18 protein-coding genes and 1 tRNA gene are annotated in these 15,402 nt (G+C 73.3%); 14 read left to right on the top strand and 5 right to left on the bottom strand.

Translation table 11 applies throughout. The features are described 5' to 3' along the window. The first annotated feature begins 92 nt into the window (after positions 1 to 92). The 11 genes from G9H72_RS11325 to G9H72_RS11275 all read left to right on the top strand — a co-directional run bounded on the left by G9H72_RS11325 (position 93) and on the right by G9H72_RS11275 (position 8,473). A complete protein-coding gene (locus G9H72_RS11325) occupies positions 93 to 737 on the top strand; it encodes an ABC transporter permease (protein ID WP_166171015.1) in 645 nt (214 codons plus the stop codon). Next, positions 734 to 1,888 carry an ABC transporter ATP-binding protein gene (locus G9H72_RS11320; RefSeq protein ID WP_166171013.1) on the top strand — a complete coding sequence of 385 codons (1,155 nt, stop codon included), beginning with the start codon at positions 734 to 736 and terminating at the stop codon, positions 1,886 to 1,888. Before G9H72_RS11325 ends, G9H72_RS11320 begins: the two co-directional genes overlap by 4 nt. After that, positions 1,885 to 2,709: an ABC transporter permease gene (locus G9H72_RS11315; protein ID WP_331272206.1), complete on the top strand. Its 825-nt coding sequence runs from the start codon at positions 1,885 to 1,887 to the stop codon at positions 2,707 to 2,709. Before G9H72_RS11320 ends, G9H72_RS11315 begins: the two co-directional genes overlap by 4 nt. Before the next feature lie 47 nt (positions 2,710 to 2,756). Beyond that, the gene (locus G9H72_RS11310; protein ID WP_166171011.1) at positions 2,757 to 3,737 is read left to right on the top strand and encodes a glycine betaine ABC transporter substrate-binding protein; all 981 of its coding nucleotides are present in this window, start codon (positions 2,757 to 2,759) and stop codon (positions 3,735 to 3,737) included. Positions 3,738 to 3,825: 88 nt separating this feature from the next. Beyond that, positions 3,826 to 4,059 carry a hypothetical protein gene (locus G9H72_RS11305; RefSeq protein WP_166171009.1) on the top strand — a complete coding sequence of 78 codons (234 nt, stop codon included), beginning with the start codon at positions 3,826 to 3,828 and terminating at the stop codon, positions 4,057 to 4,059. 9 nt (positions 4,060 to 4,068) lie between these two features. Further along, positions 4,069 to 4,905 carry a uracil-DNA glycosylase gene (locus G9H72_RS21570; protein WP_166171214.1) on the top strand — a complete coding sequence of 279 codons (837 nt, stop codon included), beginning with the start codon at positions 4,069 to 4,071 and terminating at the stop codon, positions 4,903 to 4,905. A gap of 70 nt (positions 4,906 to 4,975) precedes the next feature. Next, the gene (locus tag G9H72_RS11295; RefSeq protein WP_166171007.1) at positions 4,976 to 6,355 is read left to right on the top strand and encodes an NAD(P)/FAD-dependent oxidoreductase; all 1,380 of its coding nucleotides are present in this window, start codon (positions 4,976 to 4,978) and stop codon (positions 6,353 to 6,355) included. A gap of 22 nt (positions 6,356 to 6,377) precedes the next feature. Beyond that, positions 6,378 to 6,896 carry a glycine cleavage system protein R gene (locus G9H72_RS11290; protein WP_166171005.1) on the top strand — a complete coding sequence of 173 codons (519 nt, stop codon included), beginning with the start codon at positions 6,378 to 6,380 and terminating at the stop codon, positions 6,894 to 6,896. A gap of 4 nt (positions 6,897 to 6,900) precedes the next feature. Continuing rightward, positions 6,901 to 7,434: a peptide deformylase gene (locus G9H72_RS11285; RefSeq protein ID WP_331272203.1), complete on the top strand. Its 534-nt coding sequence runs from the start codon at positions 6,901 to 6,903 to the stop codon at positions 7,432 to 7,434. 61 nt (positions 7,435 to 7,495) lie between these two features. After that, positions 7,496 to 7,569: transfer RNA gene (locus G9H72_RS11280), tRNA-Leu, on the top strand. A gap of 112 nt (positions 7,570 to 7,681) precedes the next feature. Next, positions 7,682 to 8,473, top strand: a complete 792-nt coding sequence (locus G9H72_RS11275; protein ID WP_166171001.1) for a Bax inhibitor-1/YccA family protein — start codon at positions 7,682 to 7,684, stop codon at positions 8,471 to 8,473. A gap of 68 nt (positions 8,474 to 8,541) precedes the next feature. On the opposite strand, the gene G9H72_RS11270 is transcribed toward G9H72_RS11275, so the two are convergent. The 3 genes from G9H72_RS11270 to G9H72_RS11260 are packed head-to-tail and all read right to left on the bottom strand — an operon-like array spanning position 8,542 to position 10,211. Continuing rightward, positions 8,542 to 9,516, bottom strand: coding sequence for an LLM class F420-dependent oxidoreductase (locus G9H72_RS11270; protein ID WP_166170999.1), 975 nt, complete (start codon positions 9,514 to 9,516; stop codon positions 8,542 to 8,544). 43 nt (positions 9,517 to 9,559) lie between these two features. Then, positions 9,560 to 9,970 carry a PPOX class F420-dependent oxidoreductase gene (locus tag G9H72_RS11265; RefSeq protein WP_166170997.1) on the bottom strand — a complete coding sequence of 137 codons (411 nt, stop codon included), beginning with the start codon at positions 9,968 to 9,970 and terminating at the stop codon, positions 9,560 to 9,562. A gap of 10 nt (positions 9,971 to 9,980) precedes the next feature. After that, positions 9,981 to 10,211 carry a DUF4287 domain-containing protein gene (locus G9H72_RS11260; protein WP_166170995.1) on the bottom strand — a complete coding sequence of 77 codons (231 nt, stop codon included), beginning with the start codon at positions 10,209 to 10,211 and terminating at the stop codon, positions 9,981 to 9,983. Between the two features lie 98 nt (positions 10,212 to 10,309). On the opposite strand from G9H72_RS11260, the gene G9H72_RS11255 reads away from it, so the two are divergent. Continuing rightward, complete coding sequence (locus G9H72_RS11255) at positions 10,310 to 10,678, top strand: hypothetical protein (RefSeq protein ID WP_166170993.1); 369 nt, start codon at positions 10,310 to 10,312, stop codon at positions 10,676 to 10,678. Here G9H72_RS11255 and G9H72_RS11250 read toward each other — a convergent pair. Beyond that, positions 10,675 to 11,799 (bottom strand): SGNH/GDSL hydrolase family protein, encoded by a 1,125-nt coding sequence (locus G9H72_RS11250; RefSeq protein WP_331272201.1) that lies wholly within the window; start codon positions 11,797 to 11,799, stop codon positions 10,675 to 10,677. The two genes, G9H72_RS11255 and G9H72_RS11250, sit on opposite strands and share 4 nt — an antisense overlap. A 142-nt stretch (positions 11,800 to 11,941) precedes the next feature. Between G9H72_RS11250 and G9H72_RS11245 the strand changes: the two genes are divergently transcribed. After that, entirely contained in the window at positions 11,942 to 13,312 is a 1,371-nt protein-coding gene (locus tag G9H72_RS11245) for a cystathionine beta-synthase (RefSeq protein ID WP_166170991.1), read from the top strand. Positions 13,313 to 13,433: 121 nt separating this feature from the next. Here G9H72_RS11245 and msrA read toward each other — a convergent pair whose 3' ends face one another. Continuing rightward, positions 13,434 to 14,126, bottom strand: a complete 693-nt coding sequence (msrA, locus tag G9H72_RS11240) for a peptide-methionine (S)-S-oxide reductase MsrA (protein WP_166170989.1) — start codon at positions 14,124 to 14,126, stop codon at positions 13,434 to 13,436. 113 nt (positions 14,127 to 14,239) lie between these two features. On the opposite strand from msrA, the gene G9H72_RS11235 reads away from it, so the two are divergent. Continuing rightward, complete coding sequence (locus G9H72_RS11235) at positions 14,240 to 15,388, top strand: cystathionine gamma-synthase (RefSeq protein WP_166170987.1); 1,149 nt, start codon at positions 14,240 to 14,242, stop codon at positions 15,386 to 15,388. The last annotated feature ends 14 nt before the right edge of the window (positions 15,389 to 15,402 follow it).

Raw genomic sequence — 15,402 nt, 5'->3', positions numbered from 1 at the left:
GTCCGGCCCTCGACGGCGGTGTTGCGGTGCTGTTAGCAGCGGGTGGCGGTGTGAAAGGCTCACGAGCATGAGCGAATTCAGGACCGCGTGAGTTGGATTTCCTCGACTACCTCGCCGACAACCGTGACCGCATGCTCGAGCTCGGCCAGGAGCACCTCCTCCTCGTGCTCGTCGCGCTTGCTCTCGGCACGGCCATCGGGATCGGCACGGGGCTCCTGACCTACCGCCACCCGGCCGTGAGCGCTTCCGTGGTGCGGCTCGAAGGGCTGCTCCTGGTGATCCCGTCGCTGGCGATGTACGCGCTCCTCGTTCCGGTGTTCGGCATCGGCCAGGAGCCCGTGATCGTCGCGCTGACGCTCTACTCGCTGCTCGCCATCACCCGGAACACGGTGGTGGGCCTCAACGCCGTCGACCCCGCGATCGTGGAGAGCGCGCGCGGGACGGGCATGGGGCGCTGGCGTGCGCTCGTGCGGATCGAGCTCCCCCTGGCGTGGCCGGTGATCGCCGCCGGCGTCCGCGTGTCGGCGATCCTGCTGGTGAGCATCGCGGCGCTGGCGAGCATCGTCGGCGGGGGCGGCTATGGCGAGCTGATCTTCGCTGCGCTCCGCGTGATCACCGGGCCCAATGCCCTCGACCTCGTGCTCGCGGGGACTCTCGGCACCGTCGCGGTCGGGCTGCTGCTCGACGTGGCGTTCCTCGCGCTCACGCGGCTCACCACCTCGAAGGGGCTCCGATGAGTGAGGCCATGATCCGCCTGCAACGGCTGACCAAGACGTACGCGGGGCAGAGCGCTCCCGCGGTGGACTCGCTCGACCTCGACATCCCCGCCGGCGAGATCGTGATCCTCGTCGGCCCGTCGGGATGTGGCAAGACGACGACGATGAAGATGATCAACAGGATCATCGAGCCCACCTCGGGGTCGATCCTGCTCGAGGGCGAGGACGTCACCCGTGCCGATCCCGACCAGCTGCGCCGCCGCATCGGCTACGTCATCCAGCAGGTCGGGCTCTTCCCGCACATGACGATCGCGGAGAACATCGCGACCGTGCCGCGGCTGCTGCGGTGGCCGCGCCGGCGCATCGCCGACCGGGTGGACGAGCTGCTCGACCTCGTGGGGCTGGACCCGTCGGCCTACCGCGCGCGCTACCCCAAGGCGCTGTCGGGTGGCCAGCGCCAGCGGGTGGGCGTGGCACGCGCGCTGGCGGCCGACCCACCGGTGATGCTCATGGACGAGCCCTTCGGCGCCCTCGACCCGATCAGCCGGGAGCGCCTGCAGAACGAGTTCCTCCGGCTGCAGGAGGAGATCCGCAAGACGATCGTCTTCGTCACTCACGACATCGACGAGGCGATCAAGATGGGCGACCGGATCGCGATCCTGCGTGAGCGGTCGGTCGTCGCCCAGTACGACACCCCGGAGAACGTGCTGTCCGCCCCCGCCGACGACTTCGTCTCCGAGTTCATCGGCGCCGGGGCCTCGCTCAAGCGGCTGAACCTGGCGAGGGTGCGTGACTTCGCCCTCGCCGACGGGCCCGTCGCCCTGGTGGGGCAGGGGCGGGAGGCGGCCCTGCGCGCGCTGCGCGGGTCCGGCCAGGACTACGTGCTGCTTCTCGACGACGAGCGGCGGCCCCGGCGCTGGGCCGCCGAGAAGGACCTGCAGCGCGAGGGCCTCGACCTCGAGCGCACGGGCATGGAGGTCACCGCCCTCGTCGAGCCGGAGGCGACGCTGGCGGGCGCCCTGGACGCGATGGTCAGCAGCCGGGTCGGTGGGGTCGTCGTGGTCGACGGGCGGGGGGCGTACCTCGGCACCGTGGACATGCGGGTGATCATGGCCGCGGCCGAGACGATGCGGTCGGCCGGCCGGGCCGACGCGGCGGAGGCCCCGCGGTGACCGCGCAGGCCACCGAGCCCCTCGGCGCCGGGCTGGCCCCGCGCGCGGAGGACGGGCCGCCGGGGGGCCGTCACTCCTCCGGAGGCAAGGGCCCGGCCCGCGCCCTGCTCCGGCTCGCCGGGCTGCCGGTGGTGCTCGTGCTCGTCCTGGTCGCGGTCTGGGCGTGGGTCTCCACCGCCGAGCTCGACTCGATCGAGGAACGGTTGCTCGACCCGGCCGTCCTCCGGGCGCAGCTCGTGCGCCACCTCGAGCTGGTCGCGGTGTCGACCGCCGTCGTCATCGCCCTGGCACTGCCACTGGGCGTCCTCGCCACCCGCCCCGCGGCGCGGCGGCTCTCACCGTTCATCGTCGGGCTGGCGAACGTCGCACAGACCGTCCCGTCCTTCGGCGTGCTCGTGCTCATCGCCGTGGCCTTCAACGAGATCGGGTTCTGGCCCTCGATCGTCGCCCTCGTGCTGTACGCGTTCCTCCCGGTGCTCCGCAACACCGTCGTGGGCCTCGCTCAGGTCGACGACTCCGTCATCGAGTCGGCCCGAGGGATGGGCATGTCGAGGCTGACCGTCCTGCGCCGCATCGAGCTGCCCCTGGCGACGCCGGTGATCGTGGCGGGCGTACGCACCGCTGCCGTGATCAACGTCGGCACGGCGACCATCGCCGCGCTGGTGAACGCCGGTGGGCTGGGCCAGACGATCTACCAGGGGCTCACGCTCGGCCGCACCTCCGCGCAGGTGGTCGGCGCCGTGCTCGCCGGCGTCCTCGCCCTGCTCATCGACCATCTGCTCCACGTCGCCGAAGACCTGCTGCGGCCTCGCGGCCAGTAGTTCGTGCCCGCTCGCAGACCTCGGCCTCGCTACCCGAAAGGCAGCTCATGTCCGCATCGCACCTCAACCGCCGCTTCCTCCTGGCCACGCTCGGCGCGACAGCGCTCGCGTTGACCGGCTGCGGAGGCGGGAACGACGACACCGGCGCGACTGCCGGCACGGAGGGCTCCGTCGCGGCCGGCGTCGACCTCGACGGGGTGAAGATCGCAGTGGGCTCCAAGGAGTTCACCGAGCAGCTCGTGCTCGGGCAGATCGCCGTGCAGGCCCTGCGCGCGGCAGGAGCCGACGTGGAGGACAGGACGAACATCACCGGAACCTCGACAGTGCGCTCGGCCCTGGAGGGCGGCGACATCGACGCCTACTACGAGTACACCGGCACCGGGTGGATCACGATCCTCGGCAACGCGGCTCCCGTGGCCGGCGCGCAGGAGCAGTTCGACGCGGTGAAGAAGGCGGACGCGACCAACAAGATCACGTGGTTCGCCCAGGCCCCCGCCAACAACACCTTCGCCATCGCGGCGAACGAGCAGGCGGTGGCCGAGTTCGGGGTCGCCTCGCTGAGCGACTACGGCAGGCTCGCGGCGCAGGACCCCGAGGCGGCAGCCCTGTGCTCGAGCCCGGAGTTCATCACCCGTGACGACGGCCTGCCCGGCGTCGAGAAGACCTACGGGTTCGACCTGCCGAACGACCGGGTCATCCAGCTCGAGCCCGCGCTGGTCTACCAGCAGGTCGGGCAGGGAGACCAGTGCGACTTCGCGGTCGTGTTCGCGACCGACGGGCAGGTGGCGGGCCAGGGCCTGACCGTGCTGGAGGACGACAAGGCCTTCTTCCCCCCGTACAACGTCGCCATGACGATGCGCGAGGAGGCCTACTCGGCGCACGCGGAGGCCTACGAGCAGCTGTTCGGCGCGATCTCGGAGAAGCTCACCGGTGAGCAGCTCACCGAGCTCAACGCCAAGGTCGACGTCGAGGGCGAGCAGGCCGAGGACGTCGCCGGGGAGTTCCTCCGCGAGGCCGGCATCGTCTAGCGCGGCTCCTCGTCACGGGTGAGCCGGCCGTCCTTCGGGCAGGAGCAGACCGCGTCGCGGGCCCCGCGACGCGGGAAGGAGCGCTCCCGTGACCGTGCCGAACGTCGAGCAGGACGAGCCCCGCAGGGACGGCGACGCCGCTGCGCCGGTCCTTCCGGCGCCGACCCTCACCGCCGGTGCGGTCGTCACTCCCGCGGCCGCGGCGTCCGAGGAGGGTGACGAGCTCGCGCAGAGCCCGGAGGAGCAGGCGCGCCGGTCGGGGGAGAGCGAGCCGGGCGGCGCCGACGGGCCCGAGGGCGGGTTCTCCGCCCCCGCCTCCTGAGGAGCCGTCCTGACCCGACCGCCCACGACGGCGCCGCCCGCGCTGCCGTCGCCCGTCCCGCCGGGCAGCGGCTGGCCGGGCGACCTCGCCGACCCCGCAACCCCGGTCGCCGAAGGGCCGGCCGGCGTACGCGCGCTCGCAGACTCCGCGGCCGGGCTGGCCGAGCTGGACGCCCGCGTCTCGGTCTGCCGGGCCTGCCCACGGCTCGTCGAGTGGCGCGAGGACGTCGCCCGGACGAAACGGCGCGCGTTCCGCGAGGAGGCCTACTGGGGCCGGCCGATCGCGGGCTGGGGCGACCCCGCTCCCCGGCTGCTCATCGTGGGGCTCGCCCCGGCCGCGCACGGGGGCAACCGGACCGGCCGGATCTTCACCGGCGACGCGAGCGGGGACTTCCTCTTCGCCGCCCTGCACCGCGCGGGGTTCGCCGCGCGGCCCACCAGCACGAGCGCGTACGACGGGCAGCGGCTGCTGGACGCGCGGATGCTCGCGGCGGTGCGCTGTGCGCCGCCGGCGAACAAGCCGACCCCGGGCGAGCGTGACACCTGCGCCCCGTGGCTCGACCGCGAGCTCGAGCTGCTGCTGCCGCACGCCCGGGTCGCGCTCGCGCTCGGCGGCTTCGCCTGGCAGGCGCTCCTCACCGCCCTCGGCCGCCGGCCAGGCATCCAGGTGCCCATGCCGCGGCCCGCGTTCGGGCACGGTGCGCAGGTGCAGCTGGGCGGGCTGTCCGTGCTGGGCTGCTACCACCCGAGCCAGCAGAACACCTTCACCGGCCGGCTCACCCCCCGGATGGCCGACGACGTGCTGCGGCGCGCGCGGTCATTGTCCGGCTTGGGCAGCCCCCTATAACAGATTCATCACGGGGTGGCACTCGCAGGCCGGTTCGGACGTTGAGTTTTCCTCGGGTAGCTTTGTTTGCATGGCTCAGTCGTCCGCCGCGCGCCCTCGTATCGTCATCGTCGGTGGCGGCTACGTCGGGATGTACACCGCCCTTCGCCTGCAGAAGAAGCTGCGCCGTGACGAGGCCGAGGTCATCGTCATCGACTCGCGGTCCTACATGACCTACCAGCCGTTCCTCCCCGAGGCGGCGGCCGGCAACATCGAGCCGCGCCACATCGTGGTCCCGTTGCGACGCGTGCTGGACAGCTGCAAGGTCGTCACCGGCGAGGTCACCGGTATCGAGCACGCCCGCAAGGTGGTGCACGTCAACCCGCAGGACGGCGAGCCGTACGAGGTGGCGTACGACCACGTCATCGTGGCGCTGGGCTCGGTCCCGCGCATCCTGCCGATCCCCGGCCTCGCCGAGCGCGGCATCGGGTTCAAGCGGGTCGAGGAGGCGATCTACCTCCGCAACCACATCATCGACCAGCTGGACCTCGCCGAGTCGAGCAGTGACCCCGAGCTGCGCCGGCGAGCGCTGACCTTCTGCTTCGTCGGCGGCGGCTACGCCGGCATCGAGGCCTTCGCCGAGCTGCAGGACATGGCGAAGTTCGCGACGCGCTACTACGAGACGATCAAGCCCGAGGACCTGCGCTGGGTCCTCGTCGAGGCCGCCGACCGGATCCTTCCCGAGGTCGGGCCCGAGATGGGCGTCTGGACGCTGGAGTCGCTGCGCAAGCGCGGCATGGAGATGAAGCTCAAGACGTTCCTCAACTCCTGCGTCGACGGCCACGTCGTGCTCAGCGACGGCACCGAGTTCGACACCAACACCGTCGTCTGGACGGCGGGCGTCAAGGCCAACCCGGTCCTCGGCTCCAGCGACCTGCCGCTCGACGAGCGCGGCCGGCTCAAGTGCACGACGAAGCTGCAGGTCGAGGGCGTCGAGGCCGCCTGGGGCGCGGGTGACTGCGCAGGCGTCCCGGACCTGACCGGCACCGGCCCCGGTGGCTTCTGCAGCCCGAGCGCCCAGCACGCGGTGCGCCAGGCACCCGTCCTCGCCGACAACGTCGTGGCGGCGATCCGCGGCTTCGGGCCCAAGGACTACAAGCACAAGTACGCCGGCTCGGTCGCGGGCCTCGGCCTGCGCAGGGGCGTGGCCAACGTCTACGGCGTGAAGCTCAAGGGCTGGCCGGCGTGGATGATGCACCGCATCTACCACATGAGCCGCGTGCCCACGTTCCGCCGCAAGATCGAGGTCCAGGCCGACTGGGCCTCGGCGCTGTTCTTCCGCCGCGAGGTCGTGTCGCTCGGGTCGCTGCAGCGCCCGCGCCACGAGTTCCAGGAGTTCGCGCCGCTGCCCAAGGTTCAGGAGCAGCCCGAGGTGGCGATCTCCGGTCCCGGCCGCGGCCAGGGCCAGTAGCCGACCGACCGGAGGCCGCGAGATGCCGCTGCTCGCCGTGACCGTGCTGGGGGCCGACCGCCCCGGCATCGTCGCCGAGGTCACCGGTCACCTGTCGCGCCTCGGGGGCAACCTCGAGGACTCGACGATGACGCTGCTGCGCGGGCACTTCGCCATGCTGCTCGTCGTGGCCACCGACCGGCCGATCGGCGAGGTCGAGCAGGCCCTGGCGCCGGTCGCCGCGGACGGCACGCTGGACGTCGCGGTGCGCCCGGTTCCGGAGAGCACGGCCACGGGGGCACCCGGGGCGCCCCACCTCCTCTCCGTTCACGGCGGGGACCGGCCCGGCATCGTCTCCTCGATGCTCGGCGTCGTCGCCCGCGTGGGCGGCAACGTGACCGACCTGACGACCCGGCTCTCCGGCGACCTCTACGTCGTCGTGGCCGAGGTCGACCTGCCCGCGGGCACCGACACCGACGCGCTCGCCAGTGCGCTGCGGGCCGCCGCGGACGAGCTCGACGTCGACGTGTCGCTGCGTGCGGTCGACGCCGACCTGCTCTGACGCCGTGGGCTCGCTGCTCCCGGAGCTTCCCCCGGGCAACGTCCTGCCGGTCGTGCGCGCCCCAGCGCACGTGCTGTCCGGCGCCGGCGCCGACGTGGACCCGCTGGACCCGGCCGTGGTCCAGCTCGCGGCGGACCTGCTCGCCACCCAGCGGGTGTCGCCCGGCTGCGTCGGGCTCGCCGCCCCGCAGGTCGGGGTGGGCTGGAGGCTGTTCTCCCTCGACGTCACCGGGCACCCGAAGGCACGGACAGTCCACGGCGCCGTCGTGCTGGCCAACGCCGAGGTCGTCGAGGCGTCCCGCTGGGAGAAGGGGCGCGAGGGCTGCATGTCCGTGCCCGACCTCACCGGGGACGTGCGCCGGGCCGGGCGGGTGCTGGTCGCCGGCGTCGTGCCCGGCACGGGGGAGCGGCTGGAGGTGCGCACCGACGCGTTCGAGGCCCGGGCGTACCAGCACGAGATCGACCACTGCGCCGGCCTGCTCTTCCTCGACCGCGTCGCCGGGGCTCACGCGATCCACCAGCGCAAGACCTACCTGTAGGCCCACGGGGCGCCGCGATCCGCCCCCGCGGCGGGGCGCCCGCCCGTAGCCTGTGCGCTCGGCCCCCGTAGCCCAATCGGCAGAGGCAGCGCTCTTAAAAAGCGCGCAGTGTGGGTTCGAGCCCCACCGGGGGCACCCGCGGCACGTCGCCCCCAGATCGGCCGCCCACGCGGAACTACGCGGGCTCGGCGCGACGTTCATCTCTACGAGGCCCCGCACGGTGCGGGCGCCCACCGGAGGTGTCACAGTGGAAAGCAGGAACCCCGTGTTCAGCCGGAGCGAGGGCTTCTCGCGCGGCGGCGCGACGTTCCGCGACGTCCCCACCCCGACCCCGGGGTCGCTGGAGGAGATGTACCGCCGTCCGGCGGCGGGCCCGGTCCAGACCGGGCGCATGACCGTGGACGACGCGGTCATGAAGACGCTCGCCTGCTTCGGCGTGCTGCTCGTGGGCGCGGCGGTGGCGTGGTTCGTCGCTCCGGGGCTCGCGTTCGTCGGCATGATCGTCGGCCTGGTGCTCGGGCTCGTCATCTCGTTCAAGCAGTCGACCAACCCGGCGCTCATCCTCAGCTACGCCGCTGCCGAGGGCCTCTTCGTCGGTGGCATCAGCTCGCTCTTCGAGGACCGCTGGCCCGGCATCGTCAGCCAGGCCGTCATCGGCACGCTGGCCGGCTTCGCCGCCATGCTGGTCCTCTACCGGACCGGCGTGCTGCGTGCGACCCCGAAGTTCGTCAAGGTCATCTCGATCGCCGCTCTCGCCTACATGGGCGTGGCGCTCGCGTCCTTCGTCGGCGCGCTGTTCGGCGCGGGTGACGGCTGGGGCTTCTACGGCATCGGCGGGCTCGGCCTGCTGCTCTGCGTCGCCGGCGTCGCCCTCGCCGCGTTCTTCCTCGTGCTCGACTTCGACTTCGTCGAGCAGGGTGTCAAGAACGGCCTGCCCGAGCGCTACTCCTGGCTCGCGGCGTTCGGCCTGATGGCGACGGTCGTGTGGCTCTACATCGAGCTGCTCCGCCTGCTCGCCATCCTGCGCGGCAACGACTGACGCTCGACCCCCGCACCGCACGAAGGGCCGGCCCCCCGCGGGGGCCGGCCCTTCGGCGTCCGGGGGGGTCAGGAGCCGTAGGCCTCCCGGACGGCCGGCAGCAGCTCGGACTCGCTCCAGTCGAGGAACTCCGCCTGGGCGTCCCCGCCGATCTGGACGAGCGCGACATCGGTGAAGCCCGCGTCGACGAACGGCTTGAGCGCCTCGACGACGGCGGACACGTCGTCGCCGCAGGGGATGGACTCGGCGACGTCCGCGGGCTTGACGAACTGCGTGGCCGCCTTGAAGGCCGACGGGCCCGGCAGCTCGGCGTTGACCTTCCAGGTCAGCCCGAACCAGCGGAACTGGTCATGGGCCCGGGTGACGGCCGCGTCCTTGTCCCGGTCGAAGCTCACGGGCAGCTGGCCGACGCGGGGCTTGCCCTGGCCGCCCGCGGCGTCGAAGTACTCGCCCAGCTCCGGCTTCGGCTCGGTCGCGATCATCAGGTCCGCGTACGCCCCCGCCAGGGTGCAGGACTGCTCGCCGGAGACCGCCACCCCGATCTTGACCGGCTCGTCGGGCAGGTCCCAGAGCTTGGCCGACTCGACGTCGTAGTGCTCGCCGTGGAACGTCACGTAGCCGCCGTCGAAGAGCTCGCGGATGATCTCCAGCGCCTCCTCGAACATCTCGTGGCGCGTGTCGACCGGGGGCCAGCCGCCCCCCACGACGTGCTCGTTGAGGTTCTCCCCGGCACCGAGCCCGAGGGTGAAGCGCCCCTCGCTCAGTACGGCGAGCGTCGCGGCCTTCTGCGCCACCACGACGGGGTGGTAGCGGAACAGCGGGCAGGTCACGTACGTCATGAACGGGATGCGCTCGGTCGCCTGCGCCACGGCGCCCAGCACGGTCCACGCGTAGGGGGAGTGGCCCTGGGTGCTCAGCCAGGGGTTGTAGTGGTCGCTGCTGACGAGGAAGTCGTAGCCGACCTGCTCGGCCCGCACGGCGTCCCGGACGAGCTGGCGCGGGCCCGCCTGCTCGCCCATGATCGTGTATCCGATTCGAGTCACACGACGCCGCTTGCCCGGCTGGGCCGGTGATAACCGCGGCGGGTCAGCCCGAGACGTCGGGCCCGGCGCGCTCGATCGCGAACCGCACGAGGACCCGTCGCTCGCGCTCCATCGCCGAGCGGTAGTCGTCCCAGTCGGGGTGCTCGCCCGCGAGCCGTCGGTAGTAGTCGACCAGCAGCTCCATGGCTTCCGGCAGCGGCACGACCTCCGCGGCTCCCTCGACCTGGACCCAGTCGCCGAAGAAGCCCTCGGTGAAGACGCAGGCGGCGACCCGCGGGTCCCGGCGGAGGTTGCGGACCTTCACCGCGGTCTCGCGGGAGCTGACGATGACCCGGCCTTCGGCATCGACGCCAACGGTCACCGGCGACAGCTGCGGCCGCCCGTCCGCGCGGAACGTGGTGAGCACCGCCCGGGAGTTCGCCCGCACGAACTCCCGGGCGCGCTCGGCGTCCAATCGGCCCGGCTCAGTCGAAGCTGCGGGAGGCCCGCTGCTTCACGTGCTCGTGCACGATCGCCTGGGCGTACGCGTGCGACAGGTCGTGCTCCGTCCGCAGCCAGTCGACCCGCTCCTCCTGGCGGAGCAGGCTGGGGCCGTCCTCCAGGGCCTGGAACCACTGGGCCATGTCGCGGCCCGTGGCCTGCGGTATCCGCGCGACGAGCTGGGTGTGGGTCTCCTCGGACGGGCGAAGGGACATCGGCAGTGCCTCCAGGGGTCGGCAACGTCTCCTGCCGAGAATCCTCCTCTCCCGGGGGTGTCCGCAAGTGGCGCCGCGCCCGGCGGACACTTGGCCCTGTGACAGGGAGCGCGCGCACCGATGGTGGCGACGGGGACGCAGCGGTGCGTGACGAGCTCGATCGCGAGGTACGCCGGGTCACCGAGCGGCTGCGCGCCCTGGCCCTGGCGCGGCTGCCCGAGCCCGCCCCGCCCTGGCCGAGCCGCGCCGCCGCGGCCCACGCCGCCGCCCAGGCGCTGGCCGACGCCGCCGCACGGCTCGAGGGGGAGCCGCTGCGGCCGGTCCCCGAGCTGGCTCCCTCGGCGGCCGCCGACCTCGTCGCGGTCTGCGGCGCGGACCTCGTGGCGGCCCTGGGCTCGGCGCCGGGACGGTCCGCCGACGCCCTCGTCGCGCTCGACGCGCTGCGCCGGGCCCGGCGGGCGCTCTAGTCGGCCGACCCCGACCGGGACGCGACGCCCGCCACGGGGGCGGCCTCCGCCGGACCGGGGAGGGCGGGCGGAGCGGCCGCCGGCTCGCCGTCGCCGGTCGTGCCGCCCGGCATCCCGCCGCCGTCGTCCGTGCCCGTCGCCTCGCTGGTGTCCACCGGCTCGGGCCTGCGGCGCAGCAGCAGCGCCCAGCGCCCGCGCGGCCCGCGCTCGCGCCCGGCCACCGCCGCACCGGTGACCTCGGTGCCCGCGGTGTCCGCCGCCGCCACCGCCGCCTCGGCGACCGTACGGACGCCCTCCCCGCGCCGGGCGTCCGGCGTGTCCTCGCCGGCAGGCGCGAGCCCGAGTGCCGCCAGCACCGAGGGGAGCAGCGCCTCGGCGGCGGCGCGGTAGCCGGCCGCCGACGGGTGGAAGCGGTCCGGGCCGAACATCTCCAGCGGGCGGGCGGCGAACTCCGGGCCGAGCAGGTCCCCGAGCGACACCGTGCGCCCGCCGGCCTCGACGACTCCGATGGTCTGCGCCGCCGCGAGCTGCCGGGACCACTGCCGGGCGAGCAGCCGAAGCGGCTGCGCGATGGGCTGGATGGTGCCGAGGTCCGGGCAGGTGCCCACGACGACCTCGCAGCCGGCCTGCCGCAGCCGGCCGACCGCCTCGACCAGGTGGCGCACCGACGCCGACGGGCGTACCCGGTGCGTGACGTCGTTGCCGCCGATCATCACCACCGCGACGTGCGGCGTCGCCTGCAACGCGGCGGTCACCTGCCGCTCGAGCCCGTCGGAGCGCGCGCCGACCTTGGCGACCCGGGTGAGCCGCACGGGGCGGCGGGCCACCGTTGCCACGCCCGCGGCGATGACGGCTCCCGGGGTCTCCTCGGCCCGGTGCACGCCGAGGCCGGCGGCGCTCGAGTCGCCGAGAACCACGAGGGAGAGCGGCGCGGCCGCGAAGTGCCCGCCGTAGACCCCGTCCGCGTCGGGGGAGTTGTCGACCGGCTGCCCGATCCGGCGCCGGGCCAGCTTGGCCTGTGCCCGCAGCAGCGCGTACGTCGTGGCCGACATGGCACCGACGCCGGTCCCGCCGTACGCCGCTGCCACCGCGATCCGGCGCGCCGCGGAAGCCCGGCTCACGGGCGGGCTGCCGGAGGGGTGCAGGGACGGCGGGCGGGCACGGGGCGACCTCCTCGGTGCGTACGCGGTCGGGGGTGCGGTGCGCCTCGGGCCGCGGGGGTGTCGCCACGGTATCCAAGGGCGCGCCCCTAGGCTGCGTCGCGTGGATTACGCCGAGTCCGTCGTCGACCTGATCGGCGACACCCCCCTGGTCCGCCTGCGCTCCGTCGCCTCGCACGTGCAGCCGCTCGTGCTGGCCAAGGTCGAGTCGCTCAACCCCGGCGGGTCGGTCAAGGACCGCATCGCCACCCGCATGATCGAGGCCGCCGAGGCCTCGGGAGAGCTCAAGCCGGGGGGCACGATCGTCGAGCCGACCTCCGGCAACACCGGCGTCGGGCTGGCGATCGTGGCGCAGCAGCGCGGCTACCGGGTCGTCACGGTGATGCCCGACAAGGTGGCGGTCGACAAGCGCAACGTGCTGCAGGCGTACGGCGCGGAGGTGGTCGTCTGCCCGACGGCCGTCGACCCCGAGGACCCGCGCTCGTACTACAGCGTCAGCGACCGGCTCGCCCGCGAGATCGAGGGCGCGTGGAAGCCGAACCAGTACGCGAACCCGAACAACCCGCGGTCGCACTATGAGACGACCGGGCCGGAGATCTGGAAGCAGACCGAAGGCAGGATCACGCATTTCGTGACCGGTGTCGGCACCGGGGGAACGATCTCGGGCACCGGGCGCTACCTGAAGGAGGCTTCACAAGGGCGAGTTCGTGTCGTCGGGGCGGACCCGGAGGGCTCGGTCTACAGCGGCGGCACGGGCCGCCCGTACCTCGTCGAGGGCGTGGGCGAGGACTTCTGGCCCGAGGCGTACGACCGGGAGATCGCGGACGAGATCGTCGCGGTGTCCGACCGTGACTCGTTCGTCATGACCCGCCGGCTCGCCCGCGAGGAGGGCCTGCTCGTCGGCGGCTCGTGCGGCATGGCGGTCGTCGCCGCGCTGCGCGTCGCCGAGCGGCTCGGCCCCGACGACGTGGTGGTCGTGCTGCTGCCCGACGGCGGCCGCGGCTACCTGTCCAAGATCTTCAACGACGACTGGATGGCGTCCTACGGCTTCCTCGAGACGTCCAAGGAGGCGACCGTGGGCGAGGTGCTCCGGGCGAAGTCGGGCTCCGACGTCCCGGCGTTCGTCCACGTGCACCCGACCGAGACGGTGCGCGAGGCCGTGGACATCCTGCGCGAGTACGCCGTGTCGCAGATGCCGGTCGTGCGCGCCGAGCCGCCGGTCAAGGCTGCCGAGATCGTCGGCTCGGTGTCGGAGGCCGCGCTGCTCGACGCCCTGTTCGCCGGGCGGGCGCACCTTGCGGACCGGCTGGACCAGCACATGAGCGACCCGCTGCCGATCCTCGGCGCCGGCGAGCCGGTCAGCGCCGCGGTCACCGCACTGGAGCAATCCGGTGCCGCCGTGGTCATCGCGGACGGCGACCCGGTCGGCGTCATCACCCGGCAGGACCTGCTGGGCTATCTCGCCGCCCCCTGACCTTCACGGGCGGGAAGGGCGGGGCGAGGCGCACGAAGGGCCGGCGACGTGTGTCGCCGGCCCCTCTGCGCTGTGCCCCGTGTCGCCCCGTGTCGCCCCGTGTCGCCTCGTGCCGCTCGTCCTAGCCGGCGCTCGGAGCGGTCTGCTCGGCCTGCGCGGGGACGTTCAGCCCCACCGGGCACGAGACACCGGTGCCGCCGAGCCCGCAGTAGCCCCACGGCACCTTGGCGTCCGAGAGGTACTGCTGGTGGTAGTCCTCGGCGTAGTAGAACTCACCGGCCGGGGCCAGCTCCGAGGTGATCTCGCCGTGGCCGGCGCGGGTCAGCTCCTGCTGGTACGCCGCCCGCGACGCCTCCACGGCCGCCCGCTGCTCCTCGGAGGTCCAGTAGACCGCCGAGCGGTACTGCGTGCCGACGTCGTTGCCCTGCCGGTAGCCCTGGGTCGGGTCGTGCGACTCCCAGAACACCCCGAGCAGCTCGGCGTACGTCACCTTCGCCGGGTCGAAGACGACCTTCACGGCCTCGGTGTGCCCGGTCATGCCGGTGCACGTCTCCTCGTAGGTCGGGTTCGGGGTGAACCCGCCCTGATAGCCGACGGCGGTGGTCCACACGCCCGGCACCTTCCAGAACGCGCGCTCTGCGCCCCAGAAGCAGCCCATCGCGAAGTACGCGGTCTCCAGGCCCTCGGGGTACGGGCCCTCGATCGGGGTGCCGAGCACGGTGTGCGTGCCGGCGAGCGAGTACGGCCGCCCCGGGCGCCCGGGCAGGGCCGACCCGGCGGGGACCATGGAAGCCTTCATGCGTCCGAACAGCATGCCTCTGCAACGCCCGGTGGGCCGCGCGGATTCCGCGGGGCGGGCCCGCCGGCCCGGGCCGCCGGCGAGGCGCGCTGCGCCCGCCCGCGCCGGACGGGTCTAGCGTGAGACGCATGACCGACGCGTACGGCTTCGAGACCCTTGCGATCCATGCCGGGCAGGAGCCCGACCCGCTCACCGGGGCCGTGGTGCCGCCGATCGTGCAGGCGTCGACGTACAAGCAGGACGGCGTCGGCGGGCTCCGCGGCGGCTACGAGTACTCGCGCTCGGGCAACCCGACCCGGACCGCCCTCGAGGAGTGCCTGGCGGCCCTCGAGGGCGGGCGGCGGGCCCTGGCGTTCGCCAGCGGGCTCGCGGCCGAGGACACCCTGCTGCGCACGGTCCTCTCGCCCGGCGACCACGTGATCGTCCCCAACGACGCCTACGGCGGCACCTACCGGCTGTTCGCCAAAGTCTGGTCGCGGTGGGGGATCGAGTACGACCCCGTCGACCTGCGCGACCTCGACGCGGTCCGCGCCGCCGTGCGCCCCGGCTCCACCAGGCTGGTCTGGGTCGAGACGCCCTCGAACCCGCTGCTGTCGATCGCCGACATCTCCGCCGTCTCCGCGATCGCGCACGACAACGACGCCCTCGTCCTCGTCGACAACACGTTCGCCTCGCCCTACCTGCAGCAGCCGCTCGCGCTCGGGGCGGACGTGGTCGTGCACTCGACCACGAAGTACCTCGGCGGCCACTCCGATGTTGTCGGGGGCGCCCTGGTCGTCGCCGACGCGGAGCTGGGTGAGCGCCTCGCGTTCTCCCAGAACGCCGCTGGTGCCGTGCCCGGCCCCTTGGACAGCTGGCTCGTGCTGCGCGGCGCCAAGACCCTCGCCGTCCGCATGGACCGACACTGCGCAAATGCCGAGCGCGTCGTGGAGTTCCTGAACGGCTCTTCTGCAGTTGCTGAGGTTCTCTACCCGGGGCTGCCCGGCCACCTGGGCCACGAGATCGCGCGCAAGCAGATGCGTGCCTTCGGTGGGATGGTGTCGTTCCGGCTCAAGGGCGGCGAGGACGCAGCGCTGCGCGTCTGCGAGCGGGCGAAGGTGTTCACGCTCGGGGAGTCGCTCGGCGGCGTGGAGTCGCTCATCGAGCACCCGGGGCGCATGACCCACGCGTCCGCGGCGGGCTCCCCGCTGGAGGTCCCCGCCGACCTGGTCCGGTTGTCGGTGGGCATCGAGAGCGCAGACGACCTGGTCGCCGACCTGGAGCAGGCGCTGAGCTGACGGAGGTGCCGACG

Source organism: Motilibacter aurantiacus (assembly GCF_011250645.1).
Taxonomy (GTDB): Bacteria; Actinomycetota; Actinomycetes; order Motilibacterales; family Motilibacteraceae; genus Motilibacter_A; species Motilibacter_A aurantiacus.
Note: the sequence above shows the minus strand (reverse complement) of the source record. Positions and strands in the feature narration are given on the sequence as shown.